Below are 18,490 nucleotides of genomic sequence, written 5' to 3' on the forward strand. Positions count from 1 at the left end.
GTCCGTCTCAGGTGGGTCCTGCCGAGAGGTACTCGCGTTCGGCCGGGTCGGTGGTCAGGTCGAGCGCCCGCCGGCGGGCGGTGGCCGCCTCGTCTGTGCGGCCGAGGCGGGTGAGCAGATGAGCCCGCAGCACCCAGGCAGGTTGGAAGGCGGAGACGCGCTTATCGTCTTGGCCGTCCGGGTCGGAGCCCAGCGCGTCGAGTGCGGCCAGTCCCGCCTCGGGCCCCTCGATTTCGGCGAGGATGGCCGCCCGGGAGACCGCACCGCCGAGGCTCGGGGCTACCTGCGCGAGGTCGTCGTGGAGGCGCAGCAGCATCGGCCAATCCGTGGATCCGGTGCGGATTCCGGCCATATGGAGGAGTTGGATGGCCGCCTCGAGTCCGAATCGGCCGACGTGGCCGCAGCGGTGGACCTCGACGAGGTGGCGCTCGCCCGCCTCCGTGAGAGTTCCGTCCCAGCGGTCCGGGTCCTGGTCGGACAGGGGCACGAATCGTCCGTCGCCGCTGCGACGAGCGGGGAACCGGGCGGCGGAGAGGTGGATGAGGGCTGCCAGTCCGTGGGATTCGCCGTCACCGGAGCAGAGTTCGGCCACGAGGCGGGACAGGTACAGGGCCTCGCCGATCATGCCCTCCCGTGGCTGAGCGGCCGCCTGAGCCCATTCGATGGCGAAGGCCTCGTAGATCGCCTCAAACACATCGGGCAGGCGGGACTCGAGGTCGAGGCGGTCGGGACTGCCGAAGGCGACGCCGAGACCGGCAACGCGCTTCTTCGCCCTGGTCAGACGGGCAGAGACGGTGGCGGCGGACAGGGCCATGGCCGCCGCGATCTGTTTTGCCGTCATCCCCATCACCGCCGAGAGCATGAGCAGCGGCCGGGCGGGAGGATCGATGTCCGGGTGGGCGCAGGCGGCGAGGAGTTCGAGCCGGCGGTCGGGCAGGGCGGCAGGGTCGTGATGGGCAGGGTCGGTGCCGGCGTCGATGCGGTCGATCGTCTCCTCGTCGAGGGCTGTCGAGGTCCGTGCCGCCGCCGATCTCCACACGTCTCGCCGGGCGTTGAGAGCCACCCGGTAGAGCCAGCCCTCGGGATTCCCGGGCGGACCGTGGGCCCGCCACGCGGTCACGGCACGTTCGAGGGCGGTGGACAGCGCATCCTCGGCGCCGGAGATATCACCGTCGGCGGCCGCGATGAGCGCGATGATCCTGCCCCAGCCGTCCTGGGACAGGATCATCGCGCGCTCGGCAGGATCGGCAGACTCGATCATCGGCGAGCGATCAGGAGGAGCCGCCCGGGCGGGACGGGCAGTCGCCGGGTCGGGTCGGCTCGTCACCCGGTCGGGTCCAGGCGCCGTCGACGAACGAAGTCGCCGCGGGTCGGACCTCGATGGTGCCGTAGCTCGTGCCGGGGAACTTCTCGGCCCAGGCCAGGGCCGCCTCGATGTCGGGAACGTCGATGACGACGATCCCGGCCAGGGCCTCCTTCGCCGCGGCGAAGGGCCCATCCTCGATGACGACTTCTCCGGTCCTGCGGGTCACGGTCTTCGTCTCGGAGTGGGGTGCGAGCATCTCCCAGGCGACGACGACCCCGGCCGAGGTCAGCGCCTGGCCGAAGTCGTCCATGAGGCGCATCATCTCCTGGAAGTCCTCTTCGGTGGGGGCAGGGCCGTCGGCTCCGGGCTCGGGTGCGTGGAAGATCAGTGAATAGCGCATGGTTCGCTCCGTTCTGTGTGCGGCGGCCGGATTTCGGCCGCTCACAGAGAAGACGATCGAATCGACGCCGATTCGACAGCTGTGCAGAATTCTTCCACGAATCCCCTCCGCCGAGGCGGTCCCGACCCAGCCGAACCCTCAGACGAGTCCGGTGTAGACCGATCCCGGGTTGAAGATGTTGTCCGGATCGAGGGCCTGTTTGATCCGGTGGTTGAGCTCCATGACGTCCTCGCCGAGGTAGGGCGCGAGCCACGGCGCCTTGAGTCGGCCGACGCCGTGCTCACCGGTGATCGTCCCGCCCAGCCCCGTGGCCAGATCCATGACCTCGCCGTAGGCGATCTGCGCGCGCTTCTGCTGTTCCTCATCCTTGGGATCGAGGACGAGCAGCGGATGCGTGTTGCCGTCGCCGGCGTGCGCGATGACGGCGATTGTCACCTTGCGTTCGGCCGCGATCTTCTCGATGCCGAGGACCAGGTCGCCGAGCTTCGGCAGCGGAACCCCGACGTCCTCGAGCAGCAGAGCACCCTTCTTCTCCACGGCCGGGATCGCGATCCGGCGGGCCGTGACGAAGGCTTCGCCCTCGTCGGGGTCGGCAGTGAGATAGCACTCTGAGGCAGAGTTGCTGTTGCAGATCTCCTCGATGATCTTCGCCTGCACAGTGCAGTGCTCGCCGGGTTCGTCGGACTGGATGACGAGCATGCCTTCGGCCTCACGGTCGAGCCCCATCTTCAGCTCATCCTCGACGGCGTTGATCGAGGGCTTGTCCATGAACTCGAGCATCGAGGGTCGCATGGCCTTCGCGATCTCGAGCACGGCGTTCGTGGCATCGGCGAGCCTCGGGAACATCGCGACGACAGTCGTCGGGGGCAACTGGGCGGGAATGAGCCGCAGGGTCACCTCGGTGATCACGCCCAAGGTCCCCTCGGAACCGACGAAGAGCTTCGTCAGCGGCAGACCCGCGACGTCCTTGAGCCTCGGGCCGCCGAGTTTGACCGCCCGTCCATCGGCGAGGACGACGGTCATGCCGAGGACATAGTCCGTTGTCACACCGTATTTCACGCAGCACAGGCCGCCGGCGTTCGTGGCGATGTTGCCGCCGATGGAGCAGAACTCGAAGGACGAGGGGTCCGGCGGGTACCACAGGCCGTGTTCGGCCGCGGCGGCCTTGACCTCGGCATTGAAGGCGCCCGGCTGGACCGTGGCCATGCGGGTGACGGGATCGATGCTGATCTCGCGCATCTTGTCCAGGGACAGCACGATTCCGCCGGCGATCGCGGAGCTGCCGCCCGATAGGCCGGATCCGGCGCCGCGGGGCACGATCGGGACCTTCGCCTCGGCGGCGATGCGCACCACCGTCTGCACCTCCTCGGTGGTTCTCACCCGGACCACGGCGGCAGGCACCCCGGCATCGGGGTCGTTCGCACGGTCCCAGCGGTAGGCGTCCATCGAATCGGGATCGGTGATGACGGCTTCGGCCGGCAGAGCGGAGGTGAGGGAGGAGACAACGTCCATGTTGTGTGTCTGACCTTTCGAGCGGAGTTCGGCACCCGGAGTTCGCTCTCGACGTTACCAGGATCACGTTCGCCGCAGGCGGCCAGGGCCAGGGTGCGGACAGGCGAGCGGGAGATCGTCCGAGCGACCGTCCGAGCGGGCCCGCGGCGTAGGCTGGATCCATGACCTCCGCCCCCGCTCAGCGGCCTGCCGCCTGCGTGCTCGGAGCCGTGCCCGGAACCGGGTTCGAGGGGCAGCGGATCGGGATCGTCGACCTCGACAGCGCAGGTCAGGAGATCGGTCGGATCGACCTCGCCGAGGCGGCCCTGCCCGATTTCGTCCGTGACCGTGAGGACGGGGCCGGGGGAGATCCGAGCGAACCGGGCGGAGCCCGCCCTCGCTGGGTCCTCAGCGACACCGCGAAATGGTGCCCCCCGCTGCTCGCGGCCGGGGTGAGCCTCGAGCGCTGCCATGATCTGCGTCTGGCTCATGCGATCCTCGCCCGCTCCGAACTCGTCACCGCACCGGAGGCGGTGCGCGCCGCCTCCGAATGGGACGCCGCGCCCGCCGACGCCGCCGCACCCGAACAGGCGGCCGCTCTCTTCGACGTCGATGCCGGGCGCGGATTCATCCCACAGGTTCCGCACGATCTCGAGGCGGCCCTGGCCGAATATGCCCGTCAGACCGCGGCGATCGAGACCGCAGGCGATCCGGGCCGACTGCGGCTGCTGCTGGCCGCCGAATCGGCGGGAGGACTCGTCGCCGCAGAGATGCGCGCGGCAGGCGTGCCCTGGGACGAAGCCGAACATGATCGGATACTGACCGAACTGCTCGGTCCCCGGCCGATCCGCGACGGGAAGCCTCAGAAGATGCTGGCCAAGGCCGAGGAGGTCCGCGCGGCCCTTGAGGATCCGCGGGTCAACCTCGATTCGCCGAACCGGCTGCTCGCGTCGCTGCGCAATGCCGGCATCAACGTCGCCTCGACCTCGAAATGGGAGCTGCAGACGAGCGAACATCCGGCGATCGCGCCCCTGCTCGAGTACAAGAAGATGGCGCGGCTGCTGAGTGCCAACGGGTGGCATTGGCTCGACGAATGGGTTGATGACGGACGGTACCGACCCGTGTACGTGCCCGGCGGGGTCGTCACCGGCAGGTGGGCGGCCAGCGGGGGAGGGGCCCTGCAGATCCCGCGGCAGCTGCGTCCGGCCCTGCGTGCCGACGAGGGATGGCGGCTCGTCTCCGCCGATGTCGCCCAGCTCGAACCCCGGGCGCTCGCCGCCATGTCCGGAGACCGGGCGATGGCCGCGGCCGGATTCGGCCGCGATCTCTACTCCGGGCTCGTCGACGCCGGCGTCGTGGCCACCCGGCAGGAGGCGAAGATCGCGGTGCTCGGGGCGATGTACGGATCGACGACCGGGGAGGCCGGAGCCCTGGTGCCGCGTCTGCGGCAGAATTTCCCCGCCGCCATGCACCTCGTCGATTCCGCCGCCGAGGCGGGCCGACAGGGAGGAGTCGTGTCCACCTGGTTGGGTCGGACCTCCCCGCCGCCCGGCGAGGAGTGGCAGAGACTGCAGAGGGCCGCGAACCGCTTCGATGCCACCGGTGCCGATGAACAGCGGGCCCGGCGGGCCGCCGGTGACCAGGGACGGTTCACCCGCAATTTCGTCGTTCAGGGCACAGCGGCCGAATGGGCGCTGGCCTGGCTGGCCGACCTGCGGCTGCGCCTGGCGCGGCTGCCGGAGATCGAGGCGACATCAGAGGCGACCGCCTCGGGGCCGGTGTTCTCCCGCCGTGCTCACCTCGTGTTCTTCCTCCACGATGAGGTCATCGTCCATGCCCCGACCGAGCAGGCCGAGGAGGCGGCGGAGGCGATCAGGGCGGCGGCCGCCTCGGCGGGTCGACTGCTGTTCGGAGATGCCCCCGTCGATTTCCCTCTCGATCTGAGCATCGGTGAGCGCGCGATCAAGGACTGAGCCGTTCGATGGGCCCGAATGAAGGACTGAGCGGGACCATGGCGCCGAACGAGGGACTGAGCGGATTTACGAAGAATAAGTCCATGTGCATGGAATAGACTGCGAGCCGCAAGCGCTGGACGATGTGGCCCAGCAACGGATACGCAAGTCCAAGGAGATCACATGAGCATCAGCGTCAAGGCACTGCAGAAGACCGGCCACGATCAGCCGTTCCGCGTGGCCACCATCGAACGCCGGGATCCCCGACCCGATGACGTCGTCATCGACATCAAAGCCGCGGGCATCTGCCACAGCGACATCCACACCATCCGCAACGAATGGGGCGAGGCGCACTTCCCGCTCACCGTCGGCCACGAGATCGCCGGCGTCGTCGAGGCCGTCGGCTCCGAAGTCACCGATTGGAAGGTCGGCGACCGCGTGGGCGTGGGCTGCATGGTGAACTCGTGCGGCGAGTGCGAGGAATGCCGGGCCGGTCAGGAGCAGAACTGCCTGAACGGCAACGTCGGAACGTACAACGTCGAAGACGTCGACGGCACGATCACCCAGGGCGGATACGCACAGAAGGTCGTCGTCAACGAACGCTTCGTCTGCCGGATCCCCGATGCGCTCGACTTCGACGTCGCCGCCCCGCTGCTGTGCGCGGGCATCACCACCTATGCACCGCTCAACCGCTGGGGCGCCGGTGAGAAGAAGAACGGCGCTCCCAAGCAGGTCGCCGTGCTCGGACTCGGCGGACTCGGCCACATGGGTGTGCAGATCGCCGCGGCCATGGGCGCGCAAGTGACCGTCCTCTCGCGCACACTGAAGAAAGAAGCAGCGGCACTGGAACTCGGCGCGCAGCGGATGCTCGCCACCACCGACGAGAACTTCTTCTCCGACCATGCCGGCGAGTTTGACCTCATCCTCAACACGATCAGCGCCGATATCCCCGTCAACCGCTACCTGCGACTGCTGGGGCCGCGCGGGGTCATGGCCGTCGTCGGTCTGCCGCCGGAGAAGCAGGAGTTCTCCTTCGGTGCCGTCATCGGCGGGGCCAAGGCCATCGCCGGATCGAACATCGGCGGCATCGCCGAGACCCAGGAAATGCTCGACTTCTGCGCCGAACACGGCATCGCCGCGAAGATCGAGACGATCCCCGTCACCGAGGCGGACGCCGCCTACGACCGAGTCGTGGCCGGAGACGTGCAGTTCCGCGTCGTCATCGACACCGCGAGCTTCGATGACGTCGAGGCCGTCGCCTGATCCGCCTCGTCTGATCCGCCTCGTCCGAATCCCGGGCGTGAGACCGCAAGGGTCGAGGGATTCCCGCAATCGATGCGGGAATCCCTCGACCCTCATGCTGCAGGCGGGCACAATGAGACCGGGTCGAGGAACAGGGGAACGATGACGGGTACGAGGCGACAGCTGCGGACGGTGCCGCTGGCGCTGCTCATCCTCTACACGGTCTTCATCGGCCTCGTCACGCTCACACCGAATCAGCTGGACACGGGCCCCGGGTCGTTCATCGCAGGACTGCTCGAGTTCCTCGCCTCCCACCGAGTGACCGCATGGATCAGCTTTGACATCCTCGAGAAGCTCGCGAACGTCGGAATGTTCATTCCCTTCGGCCTGCTTGTGGCCCTCCAGTGCGGCCGCAGCCGCTGGTGGGTCGGCTGGGTCGCGGGCATCGCCTTCACGTGCCTCATCGAGGGCACTCAGGCGACCCTGCTCTCACCTACGCGCTTCGCCACGATCAGCGATCTCGTCACGAACAGCCTCGGTGCGGGCATCGGGGCTGTGGTCGGACTCATCGTCATGAGGATCTGGCCGCCGAGGATGGACGTCGTTCCCGTCGACCATGAGGTTCGTTGACAGATCGTGAGGTCCGGTGAGAGCCGGGTCATATCCGCATCTGAGGATGTGCCCAGGATTCGGTCGTAAGTTGGGCGGTGATGACCGATCGTGATCAGCGCACAGTCGGTGCGCCGCTGGCTCTTCTCGTCCTCTACACACTCTTCATCGCCGCCATCACGCTGACCCCGCAGCAGATGGGCACCGGTCCGGACACTCTCATCGGGCACGCACTCGACCTCTTCGCCGCTCACCGGGAGACCGCCTGGCTGACCTATGAACGGGTCGAGAAGCTCGGCAATGTGGCGATGTTCATTCCCTTCGGATTCCTCGCGGCCCTGCACTTCGGGCGCCGACGCTGGTGGCTCGGATTCCTTTTCGGCGCGGGTTTCAGCGCCGCCATCGAGATCTTCCAAGGCACCGTGCTCACTCAGTCCCGCTTCGCCACGCTCAGCGATCTCGTCACGAACACTCTCGGCGCCGGCATCGGCGCGCTCCTCGGCCTGTGCTGCCTGGCCGCATGGCCGAAACGGTCGAGGAGGAGGGAATCGGACAAGGAGCTCGCGCCGGTGTAGGTCCGATCACATCGGTCCAGGCCTCGATCTCCCGGCCCTCAGCCGTCCTCGGCTTCTTCGAGGGCCGCGATGCACCGGCCGAGCGCCTCGGTGACCATCGTCCGAGTCTCATCATCGAGCGGCGAGACCATTCGAGCGGAGACCGCCTCGACGCGGGAGACGGCCTGATCGAGCACCTCAACGCCTGCCGAGGTGAGACGTGTGGGCAGGACTCGACCGGATTCGGCCGTGGCCGGCCTCGTGATCAGTCCCCGTTCCTGGAGGCCGCGCACCAGCGTATTCATCGTCTGCCGGGTGACGAAGGCGCCGCGCGCGAGCTCGGAATTCGACGCCCCCGGCCTCCGGCGCAGCTGCTCGAGGCAATTGTACTGCGGGGTGGTCAGCTCCAGCGGCCGCAGCGTCTCGTCCATTGTCGACCGCAGCTCCGACTGCAGATGCTTGAGCTGATAGCCGAGCAGCGACTCGAGTTCCACCGGCTCTTCGCAGGTTCCCGCATTGTGATCCTCTGACCCTTGACTCATGTAAGTATTCTGACATACATTTATCGATGTCAGGATACTGACATGTGACAAAGGCGGCTCTCCATGAAAGGGAGGGATGCCGAGAGAAGGGAACGAACATGAATGCATCGACGACCGATACAGTGAAAGCCGGCACCACGAGCACCGAGGAGACCGGCACCGTGAGCGGTCCGGACTTCATCGCCTTGCAGGTCCGAGACGTGGAAGCGGCCGCACAGTTCTACGAATCGCGGCTCGGCCTCACCCGTGCCCCGGCTGCCCCTCCCGGAGCGGTCGTCTTCACGACTTCGCCGATCCCCTTCGCCGTGCGCGAACCGCTGCCCGGCGTCGACCTCGACTCCGGCGACCGTCCGGGAAACGGGGTGGCACTGTGGCTGAGGTGCGATGATGCGCAGGCGCTGCATGATTCCCTCGCCGAGGCGGGGGTGGAGATCCTCCGGGCGCCCGCTCCCAGCCCCTTCGGGCTGACCTTCGCCTTCGCCGATCTCGACGGCTATGCGGTGACCCTGCACGACGCAGGGTGATCACTCGAACGAGTCGACGATCTTCTTGATCCGTCTGTTCCGGGTCTCCTCGGCCTTCGCCGAGGTCACCTGCCGCACATGTTCCTTGCGCTTCGACGGTGCGAGCGCATCGAAAGCCGCGCGGACACCGGCGGCGGCGAGCGCCTCGGCGAGGGAATCGGGAACAGGGGTCTCCCGGTTCGAGGTGTCGTGAGTCAGCGTCACCTCGTGGGTCTCACCGCCGGCGACGCCGATCTTCTCCCGGTGCTCCTTGGCGAGCGGGAGCAGGTACTTCCCACCCATCACCGCGGTCGTCGAGGGATAGGAATAGCCTTCGATCGTGACGATGACCGGGACCCGTTTGCCCACGCCGAAGTCGAGGACGATGTCCTCGGGAACTTCGATGCCGACATTGTTGCCGAGTTTCAGGAGTTCAGTGGTGAACGTGACCATGCGGCCTCCTCGGTGAGTGGATGGTCTTGACCGAGCGTAGGCCGATCAGTCCTCGTCGACAAGGTCGGGAGCGGTTTCGGCGGTCGAGAAGGTCGGCCACCAGCAGCGCACGCGCTTGGCGTAGTCGCGGTATTCGTCGCCGAAGCGCTCCAGGAGGTCGGTCTCCTCGTGGGGGCGGATGAGCCAGTTCCACAGCAGTGAGCCGATGAGCGCGTACACGACGACGAGCCACGAACCGATGAGCAGGCCCATCGCCATGCCCTGGACGACGCCGGCGATGGCCATCGGATTGCGGACGAAGGCGTAGGGGCCGCGGGCGACGAGGTGGTGGGCCATCTGCGAGGGCAGCGGGGTGCCGGAGCCGAAGTTCGCGATCGCGCGGGCCGACCAGACGCCGATGACGCTGGAGATGGCGAGCAGGGCGAAACCGACGACGACCAGGAGGATCGGGAACTTGTAGGCGAGGTTCCAGCGGTCTTCGAAGGCATTGATGATGACCGGGATGATGATGAGGAAGACGCCCCAGAACACGACGATCTGGATGGTGGTCCGCATCAGCAGGCGGGACCGGATGCGGGTATGCGAACTGTGGAACGCGAAGGGCCCGACCAGGAGCTTCTCGGACGGGATGCGGCCGACGATCATGAGCACACCGGCAAGGAGGCTGCCGAGTGCGGCGAGGATCATGAGGACGGCGCCGAGCCCCGCCTCGGTGGTGGCGGTTGCGTAGATGACCATGCCCAGCGCCACGAGCACGGTCCACCCGGTGGCGATCCACACCGCCCAGCGGAAGTTGAGCGCGGCCAGGGCAGAACCGATGACGAACAGCGGAATGTCGACGATCGCGATGAGCAGCGGGTCGATGCTGCCGAGAGTCGCGGTCGCCACCCCGGGAATCATCGCGGTGCCCAGCCACCATGCCGCTCCGGCGAGGGCCTGGAGGGCGAAGTACATGCGGCCGTGGAAGATGCGCAGTCGTTTCTTCGGTTTGTTCACTTCGGTGAGATGTCGATTCATGTGTGCACCGTCCCGCGGATGCAGATGGAAGTGTCTCCGCCGACCCAGATCTCGTCGTCCTCGGCGGTGATGGAGATGACTCCGGAGCGGCCGAGCGCGGTTCCCTGGGTCGCGGTATAGCTGTTCGGGGCCAGGTTCTCACCGATGAGCCATTGGGCGACGGAGGCGTTGAGGCTGCCGGTCACCGGATCCTCGGCGACGCCGACTCCCGGCACGAAGGCGCGGATCTCGTACTCGTGTTCTGCCCCGTCCGGGTGGGCGCCGAGGACGCCGAGCTTCGCATCGGGGATGGCCGAGAAGTCCGGGGTGAGCGCGAGAACCTGGTCGGCGCTGGACAGTCGCACGGCCGCCCAACCGGGGCCGTTGTCGGCCCACTGGTGGCCGAGGATCTCGGCACGATCGACGCCGAGGGCGACCGCGATCTGGTCGACGTAGGCATCGTCGAGCGGTCCCGAGCGCAGTCGATCGGGGGCGGCGAAGGCGAGGGTCTCGGAGGATCCGCTGGTCGGGTCGGTGGGGCCGGCCGGGTCGGTGGGGCCGGCCGGGTCGGTCGGGCCGCCTCGGCGAGGGGATCTGCGGATGTCGACGAGGCCGGCACCGCACTCCTGGACGATACGGTCCTCGTGCTTCGGGGCGCCGCCGGCGTCGAGCCAGGCCGCGGCCGAACCGAGCGTGGGGTGGCCGGCGAAGGGCAGTTCTCGATGCGGGGTGAAGATGCGCAGACGGTAGTCGGCGGTGGGGTCGTCGGGCGGGAGGATGAAGGTGGTCTCGGACAGGTTCGTCCAGTTCGCGATGCGGGCCATCTGCTCCTCATCGAGGCCATCGGCGTCGACGATGACCGCGACGGGGTTGCCGTGGAAGGGCACGGCAGAGAAGACATCGACCTGGGCGAATCGGCGGTGCTGTGACAATGACACTCCTTCACGAGTTGCGGACCACGCTGCGAGCGGGGGATTGCGCGGGCGCTTCTCACAGTGTAAAGGCCCAGGCCGGAGCGCCGGTGGATTGGCCCCCGGTGGCGCGGGGGTGTCAGCCGCGGAGGGCGGCGGAGATCCGCTCGGGCGACAGTGCTGCATCAATGGCCAGATGAGCCGCGCCGAGGATTGCGGCGTCTCCGGCCGCACGCGAAGGTGCGATCGTGAGGTGCTCGGTCGACAGCGGGATCGACCGTGCGTAGACGACCTCCCTCACCCCTGCGACCAGGTGTTCCGCGGCCTGCGCCATGGTCCCGCCGATGAGGATGAGCGCCGGATTCATCAGGCTCACACATGTGGTGAGCACCTCGCCGAGGTCGCGTCCGGCTTGGCGGACGGCCTGAATGGCCTGCAGGTCCCCGTCTTTGGCGAGACGGACGACATCGCCGGGTGTAGCAGCGGGAACCCCGGACTTCGTCAGGTTCAGCGCTATCGCTCGGCCGGAGGCGACTGCTTCGAGGCACCCGCGGTTGCCGCACGCGCAGGGGATGTCCGCAGCACGGGAGAGCGCAACATGCCCGATATCGCCAGCCGCACCGTGCGAGCCACGGCGCAGAGAGCCGCCGGAGATGATTCCGGCCCCGATGCCCGTGGCGACCTTGACGAAGATCAGGTCGGAGGCGTCGGGCCAGGCCGCAGTCTGCTCGCCCAATGCCATGATATTGACGTCATTGTCGACGAGGACCGGCGCCGAGAAGGTCTTCTTCAGCGCTCCGGGGAGATCGAAGCGATCCCAGCCGGGCATGATCGGAGGATTGATCGGCCTGCCGGTTGAGAACTCGACGGGACCGGGCAGACCGATTCCGATGCCGACGACCTCGTCGATGCTGCGCCCTGTCTGCTCGAGCAGCTGGAGGGCGGTGGTGGTCATCCAGTCGACGGCGTCATCGGGGCCGGTGGAGATGGCTCGCTTGGCGCGATGATCGGCGAGCAGCTCACCGGCCAGGTTCGTCACCGCGATCCTCGCATGTGAGGCCCCGAAATCAGCAGCGATGACGACGCGGGCCCGAGGATTGAAAGCGAACTGCGAGCTCGGTCGGCCGCCGGTGGAGACCGCATCATCGACCGGGGCGATGAGTCCCAGACCCAGCAGCTGTTCGATCCTGTGTGCCACCGTCGGACGAGACAAGCCCGTCGAGCGAACCAGCTCCGCACGAGTCCGCGGCCGACTGTCACGCAGCAGCTGAAACAGCCCGCCTGCATGAGACAGGTCGAAAGTATGCGGATCGGTCGCCAATGTCATCCATTCAGTAAACCACATTGCAACTTCTTAGTGACTGTGTGAAAGCTTTTGAAAAAGCATTGACAAAAGGGGTGATGCACGCAACATAATGGTGCATGGTCAATGTTGCTCATGCGGTTTCGCGGGCCCCTCGAATCGGCCTCCTCGGCGGCGGGTTCATGGGGCGCGTCCACAGTCGGGCCGCGCGGTCTGCCGGAGCCGTACTCGACAGCGTCGCGGCCTCCAGCCCATCGAGAAGCGCCGAGGTCGCCGCCGAATTGCGATTCGACCGGTCGGCGCCGGGCGCCGAGCTGTTTGAGCGAGCCCTCGACGCGATCCACATCTGCACTCCCAATGACGTCCACGCCTCGCAGTCCCTGCAAGCTCTGGACGCGGGATCGAACATCATCTGCGAGAAGCCCTTGGCCACTGATTCGACGGCCGCGCGTGCCGTGTTGGCCCGCGCCGACGAGGCTGGTCTGCTTGGGACCGTTCCATTCGTCTATCGCTACCACCCGATGGTGCGTGAGGCCCGTGCGCGCTTCCGCGAGGGTCAGGCCGGGACGCTGCTGACTGTTGATGCCGGATACCTCCAGGACTGGCTGCTCGGCTCGGGCGACGAGAACTGGCGTGTCGATTCCGAACGCGGCGGCCCGTCGCGGGCCTTCGCCGATATCGGCTCCCACCTCGTCGACCTCATCGAGTTCATCGTCGATGACCGGATATCGTCCCTGGTGGCGACCACGAGAACCGTTCATCCACGCCGAGGCGGCACCGCGGTGACCACGGAGGACACTGTGGCCGTGACCGTCGAGTTCTCCGGCGGCGCCATCGGTTCGCTGCTGGTGTCTCAGCTGGCTCCCGGACGCAAGAACGGACTGACAGTGGAGATCGCCGGCACCGAGGCGAGCATGCGCTTCGAGCAGGAGCGGCCCGAGCAGCTGTGGTTCGGTCAGCGCGCCGACAGCCGCCTTCTCGTCCGCGACCCCGACTCCCTATTCGCCGATGCCGCGCGTCTGTGCATGGTCCCGGCGGGGCATCCGCAGGGATACCAGGATGCGTTCAATGCCTTCGTCGCCGACTCCTATGCGCTCTTCGCCGGCGAACACCGAGAAGGAGTGCCGATGCTGTCCGATGGTCTGCGCGCTCTGCTCATCACAGAAGCCGTTCTGAAGTCTGCCGAACAGCGCTCGTGGGTCGAGATCGAGTCGCCGTGATCACCGTGGGAGCCCAGACATGAGTACAACAGGGTCGGTCCAGCCGGTGCTCTCGGCCACCGGGATCACGAAAGGCTTCTTCGGAGTCGAAGTTCTGCATGGTGTATCGCTGGACGTACACTCCGGCACCGTCCACGGTCTCGTCGGTGAGAACGGAGCAGGAAAATCCACTCTGATGAAGATCATCGCCGGCGTCCACCAGCGGGATTCCGGAGACCTGCGGATCAACGGCGAGCTCGTCGACTTCACTCATCCGGTCGAGGCCGAACGAGCCGGAGTCGCTACCGTGTTCCAGGAGTTCAACCTGCTGCCGGACCGCACCGTCGCCCAAAATGTCTTCCTCGGACGCGAACCGCATAAGTGGGGAATCGTCGATGTCGCTGCGATGAAGCGGCGGACCCAAGAGCTCCTCGACGAGCTCGACGTCACAGGAATCACCCCCGAGGCGAAAGTCGGCTGGCTGACTGTGGCCGAGCAGCAGATCGTCGAGATCATCAAAGCACTGTCTGTTGATGCGAAGGTCATCTCGATGGATGAACCTACCGCGGCGCTGTCAGACAACGAGGTGGCTGTTCTCTATCGCGTGATCGACACTCTCAAAGCCAAAGGTGTGGCGATCATCTACGTGTCGCACAGGCTGCAGGAGATCTTCGACCTCTGCGATGAGATCACCGTGTTGAAGGACGGTTCCCTGGTGGCCGGCAGACCACGAGACGAATTCGATCATGCGAGCCTTGTGCGGGCCATGGTCGGTCGACCCATCAGCGCCTTCTTCCCGGGTCCCGAAGCGGGGACGACGATCGGAGAATCGTTGCTGGAGGTCAGCGGCGGAGGAAACGAACAGCTTGAGAGCATCGAACTCGAACTGCGTGAAGGGGAGATTCTCGGTGTCTCCGGTCTCCAAGGTTCCGGTCGGACCGAACTGCTCGAAGCGCTCTTCGGCACGCAGCCGTTCACTCGAGGCACAGTTCGCTTGTCCGGAAAGACCGGGCGGATCGGTTCCGCACGGCAGGGTGTTCGTCAGGGCCTGGCTCTGGTCACCGAAGATCGCAAAGGCACAGGTCTGGCGCTGTCCCAATCGATCGCAGACAATGTTCTGTTGGCCATTCGTGCGGTGTTTCCGTCGAGAACTGCCCGGGTGAAGTCGGAAGTCCCGTCAATACTCGAATCGCTCGAGATCATCAGCCGGGGACTCGACCAGGAAGTGCGTGCACTGTCCGGAGGCAACCAGCAGAAGGTCGTTCTTGCGAAATGGCTGGCGACCTCACCCCGGATCGTGCTCCTTGACGAACCGACCCGTGGGATCGACGTCGGAGCAAAGGTCGCCGTCTACCGACTGGTCCGAAGCCTGGCGCGCCGCGGAGTCGGCGTCATCCTCGTGTCGAGTGAGCTTCCGGAGGTCTTGGGGATGGCCGACAGGATCCTTGTGATGGCCGATGGGCGGATCGCCGGAGAGCTTCCTCCCGGTTCGAGTGAAGAGGAGGTTCTGTCGATGGCGACCGGAACCGAAGCCCAGGTGGTGACAGAACAGTGAGAACTCGTCTGCGTCGTCTCGACACCACCGCTCTGGTCTATATCGCCTTGGTCATCGTGCTCATCGTCGCCGCGATCCTCGTCTCCACAACCGGTCGCAATCTCTTCAGTCCCGGAAACATCCGCGACATCCTCACCGGTATGAGCGTGCTCGGTTTCGTGGCGATCGGACAGACGCTCGTCATCCTCGGCGCTTCCCTCGATCTGTCGGTCCCCTACGTCATGAGCCTGGCGAGCCTGATCGCTGCCCAGACCATGGACGGCAGAGACGGGATGGTGATTCCCGCAGTGCTGCTCACCGTGGCGATCACGGCACTCATCGGGCTGACCAACGGACTCTTCGTCTCGGTGCTCAAGATCCACGGCTTCGTCGCCACCCTTGGAGTCGGGTTGATGCTCAAAGGTTACTTGGACACGAACTATCAGGGCACCGAGGGTGAAGTCCCCTGGTCGTTCCAGCTCTTCGGTGCCTCGGGCATCGGTCCGGTCCCGATTTCGACGATCGTCATGCTGGCTTTGGCCGCTCTCGTTGCGTTCATCCTCGTCCGTACGACCTTCGGCCACCACCTCTTTGCCGCGGGAGGCAATGCTGAGGTCGCTCGGCTCTCGGGAGTCCGCGAACGCCTGCCGATCATCGGGGCGCATATCGGCAGCTCGGTCTGCGCAGGATTTGCGGGGCTGCTGTTGGCCAGTCGGCTGGGAGTCGGCAGCCCGACCGTCGGCTCACAAGGCACTTATGATCTGCTGTCCATCGCCGCGGTCGTGCTCGGCGGCACTGTCCTCATGGGTGGGCGAGGATCGATCTGGGGAACCATCGGCGGAGTCGCGATCTTCGCAGTCCTCGACAACCTCATGAGCGTCATGCAGTTCAATCCCTTCCTCAAAGACGTCATCCGCGGGCTCGTCATCATCGTCGCCGTCGCACTCTACGCGCGGCGCAGAATCATCGCCCGCCGCATCAGGTTCGCCCACGCACCGCAGGGTCCGAACATCGCCACCGGGAACCGCGCCGGCATCGAGACTCCACGGACCGACAACCTCGGCGAGAGGGCGTCCGTCACCGGAGAGGGGAGCAAGGCGTGATCTCCTCAACTGCGCACCCACAGTCTGCGCAAGCACAATCCGAGCTTTCACGGTCGGGGCAGGGCCGCCTCGGTGTCGGGGAACGGATTGCCGGGTTGGGCCGGCGGGCACTCGATCCGAAGGGGATCGTCGTGGTCCTCCTCATCGTCATCCTCCTTGCCATCGTCGTGCTCAACCCGAGCTTCGCCGAGCCCGGATCGCTGATGCGGTTCGTCCAGCGGGTCGCACCCATCGCCATCGTGGCGATCGGGCAGTACTTCGTCATCGTCAGCGGTGAGTTCGACCTGTCGATGGGAGCAGTCGTCACAGCTCAGGTGATGACCGTCGGTCATCTCGTGGGAGTCGATGAGTCGAAGACCGGTCCAGTGCTCTTCGTTCTCTTCGGGATCGGCATCCTCGTCGGTCTCGTCAACGGATTGGCCACGACTCTGCTGCGCGTGCCCTCCTTCATCGTCACCTTGGGCACCATGCTCATCATCCACGGTGCGATCATGTGGTGGACCGGAGGCGTGGCGACGAGCAACCCCGCGGAGAATTTCCGACAGATCGGCCGGGGCGGGTTCGAGGACATTCCGCTCATCGACTTCATTCCCTATGCGGTGCTCATCCTGGCGGCAGTGATTCTTCTGGCAGTATGGCTTTCGCGTCGTCCCTTCGGTCGGACTCTGGTCGCGATCGGAGACAACTCGGCGGCAGCGACCTTCGCCGGCACTCGGGTGTGGTGGACCAAGACTTCGGCTTTCGTGATCTCGTCACTGTCGGCCACTGTCGCCGGCGTGCTGCTGGTCGGTTTCGCCGGAGTGCATCCCTCGGTCGGGCAGGGCTACGAATTCACAGCGATCACCGCCGTCGTCCTCGGCGGAGTGGTCCTCGGAGGAGGACGAGGCACTGTCCTCGGCGCTCTCACCGGTGCATTCACTTTAGAAGCCCTGTTCACACTGCTGAACTTCACCGCGGTTCCGGCAACCATGCGCGATGCGATCCAAGGTGCGATCATCATCGCCGCAGTCGCCTATTCGGGAGTGGTCTTCGCCCGACGGCGCAGACGCGGCCGGGCCCCGACTTCGACGAACTCATTGATCACCTCGGCGGAGACCATTCCGTCGACCCCACCGGCCGGCGGCGATGGTGCCGTACGGCAATGACAGAGGAGAAACCATCATGAGAACAGGACTGAAACCAGTGCTGAGGACGGCGGTCGCGCTGGTCGGTGCCTCCGCGCTCATCGCTTTGGCCGGGTGCACAACAGACCCCACGGTGGAACCCGGCGGCGGCGAGGGCGGCGGCGAAGACTCCTCCGAGGAGTGGTTCGATCAGAAGCTCTACGATCGTCAGTTCGAAGAACGTGACGTCGTTCCCGAAGGCCCCGAGGACCAGCCGTACCTGCAGATGATCAACCCCGAGATGGGCGACACCTCGGAGTTCAAGTCCGAGGGCGGGAAGAAGATGTGCTTCGCCAATGCTTCGATCTCGAACCCCTGGCGGCAGACCGGCTGGATCACCATGAACGAACAGCTGAAGGATCTCAAGAAGAACGGTGTCATCACCGAGATGGAGACCCGCGACGCACAGGACAACGACGACACCCAGATCGCCGACATCGACTACTTCATCTCGGAAGGCGACTGCGACGGCTTCATCATCTCGCCGAACTCGACCTCGGCGATCACCCCTGCCGTTGAACGCGCCTGCAAGACCGACAAACCCGTCATCGTCTTCGACCGAGGTGTGGAAACCGATTGCGCGGTGACCTTCATCCATCCGATCGGCGGCTTCGCATGGGGCATTGACACCTCACAGTTCCTCATCGACAACCTGGAGAAGGGAGACAAGGTCGTCGCACTGCGGATTCTGCCCGGCGTCGATGTGCTCGAACAGCGGTGGGCGGCAGCTGAGAAGCTCTTCGGTGAAGCCGATATCGAGGTTGTCGACTACTTCACCGAGGGAGACCCGGCCGAGATCAAGAAGGTCGTCTCCGATGAACTCGCCAAGGGCGACGTCCAGGGCGTGTGGATGGACGCCGGCGATGGTGCCGTCTCCGCGGTCGAAGCCTTCGAGGACGCTGGGAAGGACTACCCCGTCATGACCGGCGAGGACGAGCTCAGCTTCCTGCGCAAATGGAAGGACACGGACATGACGGCACTGGCACCCGTTTACTCGAACTTCCAGTGGCGGACACCTCTGCTCGCCGCCGAGATGATCTTCAACGGTGAAGAGGTTCCGACCGAATGGGTGCTGCCGCAGAGCCCGGTCACGGCCGAGGACCTCGATGAGTACCTCGATCGGAACAAGGGAATGCCCGATGGGCACTATGCGAAGTTCGGCGGCGAGGACCTGTCCGGATTCCCTGAGGTGTGGCAGGACAGGGTCATTCCCTGATCCGTGAGAGACG

18 protein-coding genes are annotated in these 18,490 nt (G+C 66.0%); 10 read left to right on the top strand and 8 right to left on the bottom strand.

From position 1 onward, the window contains the following. Positions 1-7 precede the first annotated feature (7 nt). The 3 genes from KTJ89_RS13400 to KTJ89_RS13410 all read right to left on the bottom strand — a co-directional run bounded on the left by KTJ89_RS13400 (position 8) and on the right by KTJ89_RS13410 (position 3,218). Positions 8-1,261 (bottom strand): RNA polymerase sigma factor, encoded by a 1,254-nt coding sequence (locus tag KTJ89_RS13400; RefSeq protein ID WP_259358061.1) that lies wholly within the window; start codon positions 1,259-1,261, stop codon positions 8-10. A 10-nt stretch (positions 1,262-1,271) separates the two neighbouring features. Continuing rightward, positions 1,272-1,706 carry a YciI family protein gene (locus KTJ89_RS13405; RefSeq protein WP_259358062.1) on the bottom strand — a complete coding sequence of 145 codons (435 nt, stop codon included), beginning with the start codon at positions 1,704-1,706 and terminating at the stop codon, positions 1,272-1,274. Positions 1,707-1,844: 138 nt separating this feature from the next. After that, positions 1,845-3,218 (bottom strand): FAD-binding oxidoreductase, encoded by a 1,374-nt coding sequence (locus KTJ89_RS13410; protein WP_259358063.1) that lies wholly within the window; start codon positions 3,216-3,218, stop codon positions 1,845-1,847. Between the two features lie 161 nt (positions 3,219-3,379). Between KTJ89_RS13410 and KTJ89_RS13415 the strand changes: the two genes are divergently transcribed. From KTJ89_RS13415 to KTJ89_RS13430, 4 genes are all read left to right on the top strand, one after another. Further along, on the top strand, positions 3,380-5,170 hold the full coding sequence (locus KTJ89_RS13415) for a bifunctional 3'-5' exonuclease/DNA polymerase (RefSeq protein WP_259358064.1): 1,791 nt from the start codon (positions 3,380-3,382) through the stop codon (positions 5,168-5,170). Positions 5,171-5,332: 162 nt separating this feature from the next. Beyond that, positions 5,333-6,412, top strand: a complete 1,080-nt coding sequence (locus KTJ89_RS13420; RefSeq protein ID WP_259358065.1) for an NAD(P)-dependent alcohol dehydrogenase — start codon at positions 5,333-5,335, stop codon at positions 6,410-6,412. A 141-nt stretch (positions 6,413-6,553) separates the two neighbouring features. After that, positions 6,554-7,021: a VanZ family protein gene (locus KTJ89_RS13425; protein ID WP_253903969.1), complete on the top strand. Its 468-nt coding sequence runs from the start codon at positions 6,554-6,556 to the stop codon at positions 7,019-7,021. 80 nt (positions 7,022-7,101) lie between these two features. Beyond that, positions 7,102-7,575, top strand: coding sequence for a VanZ family protein (locus KTJ89_RS13430; protein WP_259358066.1), 474 nt, complete (start codon positions 7,102-7,104; stop codon positions 7,573-7,575). 38 nt (positions 7,576-7,613) lie between these two features. Here KTJ89_RS13430 and KTJ89_RS13435 read toward each other — a convergent pair whose 3' ends face one another. After that, complete coding sequence (locus KTJ89_RS13435; protein ID WP_259358067.1) at positions 7,614-8,096, bottom strand: MarR family winged helix-turn-helix transcriptional regulator; 483 nt, start codon at positions 8,094-8,096, stop codon at positions 7,614-7,616. Positions 8,097-8,194: 98 nt separating this feature from the next. On the opposite strand from KTJ89_RS13435, the gene KTJ89_RS13440 reads away from it, so the two are divergent. Further along, entirely contained in the window at positions 8,195-8,620 is a 426-nt protein-coding gene (locus KTJ89_RS13440; protein ID WP_259358068.1) for a VOC family protein, read from the top strand. On the opposite strand, the gene KTJ89_RS13445 is transcribed toward KTJ89_RS13440, so the two are convergent. The 4 genes from KTJ89_RS13445 to KTJ89_RS13460 all read right to left on the bottom strand — a co-directional run bounded on the left by KTJ89_RS13445 (position 8,621) and on the right by KTJ89_RS13460 (position 12,286). After that, on the bottom strand, positions 8,621-9,052 hold the full coding sequence (locus tag KTJ89_RS13445) for a YdeI/OmpD-associated family protein (RefSeq protein ID WP_139467664.1): 432 nt from the start codon (positions 9,050-9,052) through the stop codon (positions 8,621-8,623). A 45-nt stretch (positions 9,053-9,097) separates the two neighbouring features. Next, positions 9,098-10,069, bottom strand: coding sequence for a methyltransferase family protein (locus KTJ89_RS13450; RefSeq protein ID WP_172173052.1), 972 nt, complete (start codon positions 10,067-10,069; stop codon positions 9,098-9,100). Beyond that, complete coding sequence (locus tag KTJ89_RS13455; protein WP_259358069.1) at positions 10,066-10,980, bottom strand: PhzF family protein; 915 nt, start codon at positions 10,978-10,980, stop codon at positions 10,066-10,068. Before KTJ89_RS13455 ends, KTJ89_RS13450 begins: the two co-directional genes overlap by 4 nt. Before the next feature lie 118 nt (positions 10,981-11,098). Beyond that, the gene (locus KTJ89_RS13460) at positions 11,099-12,286 is read right to left on the bottom strand and encodes an ROK family transcriptional regulator (protein ID WP_139467667.1); all 1,188 of its coding nucleotides are present in this window, start codon (positions 12,284-12,286) and stop codon (positions 11,099-11,101) included. A 95-nt stretch (positions 12,287-12,381) separates the two neighbouring features. Between KTJ89_RS13460 and KTJ89_RS13465 the strand changes: the two genes are divergently transcribed. Genes KTJ89_RS13465 through KTJ89_RS13485 form a run of 5 tightly spaced genes read left to right on the top strand, consistent with a single transcriptional unit; the run spans position 12,382 to position 18,477 of the window. Further along, positions 12,382-13,482, top strand: a complete 1,101-nt coding sequence (locus tag KTJ89_RS13465; protein ID WP_259358070.1) for a Gfo/Idh/MocA family protein — start codon at positions 12,382-12,384, stop codon at positions 13,480-13,482. A 19-nt stretch (positions 13,483-13,501) separates the two neighbouring features. Beyond that, positions 13,502-15,016 carry a sugar ABC transporter ATP-binding protein gene (locus KTJ89_RS13470; RefSeq protein WP_259358071.1) on the top strand — a complete coding sequence of 505 codons (1,515 nt, stop codon included), beginning with the start codon at positions 13,502-13,504 and terminating at the stop codon, positions 15,014-15,016. After that, complete coding sequence (locus KTJ89_RS13475) at positions 15,013-16,098, top strand: ABC transporter permease (protein WP_259358072.1); 1,086 nt, start codon at positions 15,013-15,015, stop codon at positions 16,096-16,098. Before KTJ89_RS13470 ends, KTJ89_RS13475 begins: the two co-directional genes overlap by 4 nt. Continuing rightward, positions 16,098-17,243 (top strand): ABC transporter permease, encoded by a 1,146-nt coding sequence (locus KTJ89_RS13480; protein ID WP_374990283.1) that lies wholly within the window; start codon positions 16,098-16,100, stop codon positions 17,241-17,243. The genes KTJ89_RS13475 and KTJ89_RS13480 overlap by 1 nt, the downstream gene beginning before the upstream one ends. 16 nt (positions 17,244-17,259) lie before the next feature. Further along, positions 17,260-18,477: a substrate-binding domain-containing protein gene (locus KTJ89_RS13485; RefSeq protein ID WP_180345541.1), complete on the top strand. Its 1,218-nt coding sequence runs from the start codon at positions 17,260-17,262 to the stop codon at positions 18,475-18,477. Positions 18,478-18,490: the final 13 nt, after the last annotated feature.

The sequence above is a fragment of the Brevibacterium sediminis genome, assembly GCF_024895295.1.
Taxonomy (GTDB): Bacteria; Actinomycetota; Actinomycetes; order Actinomycetales; family Brevibacteriaceae; genus Brevibacterium; species Brevibacterium sediminis.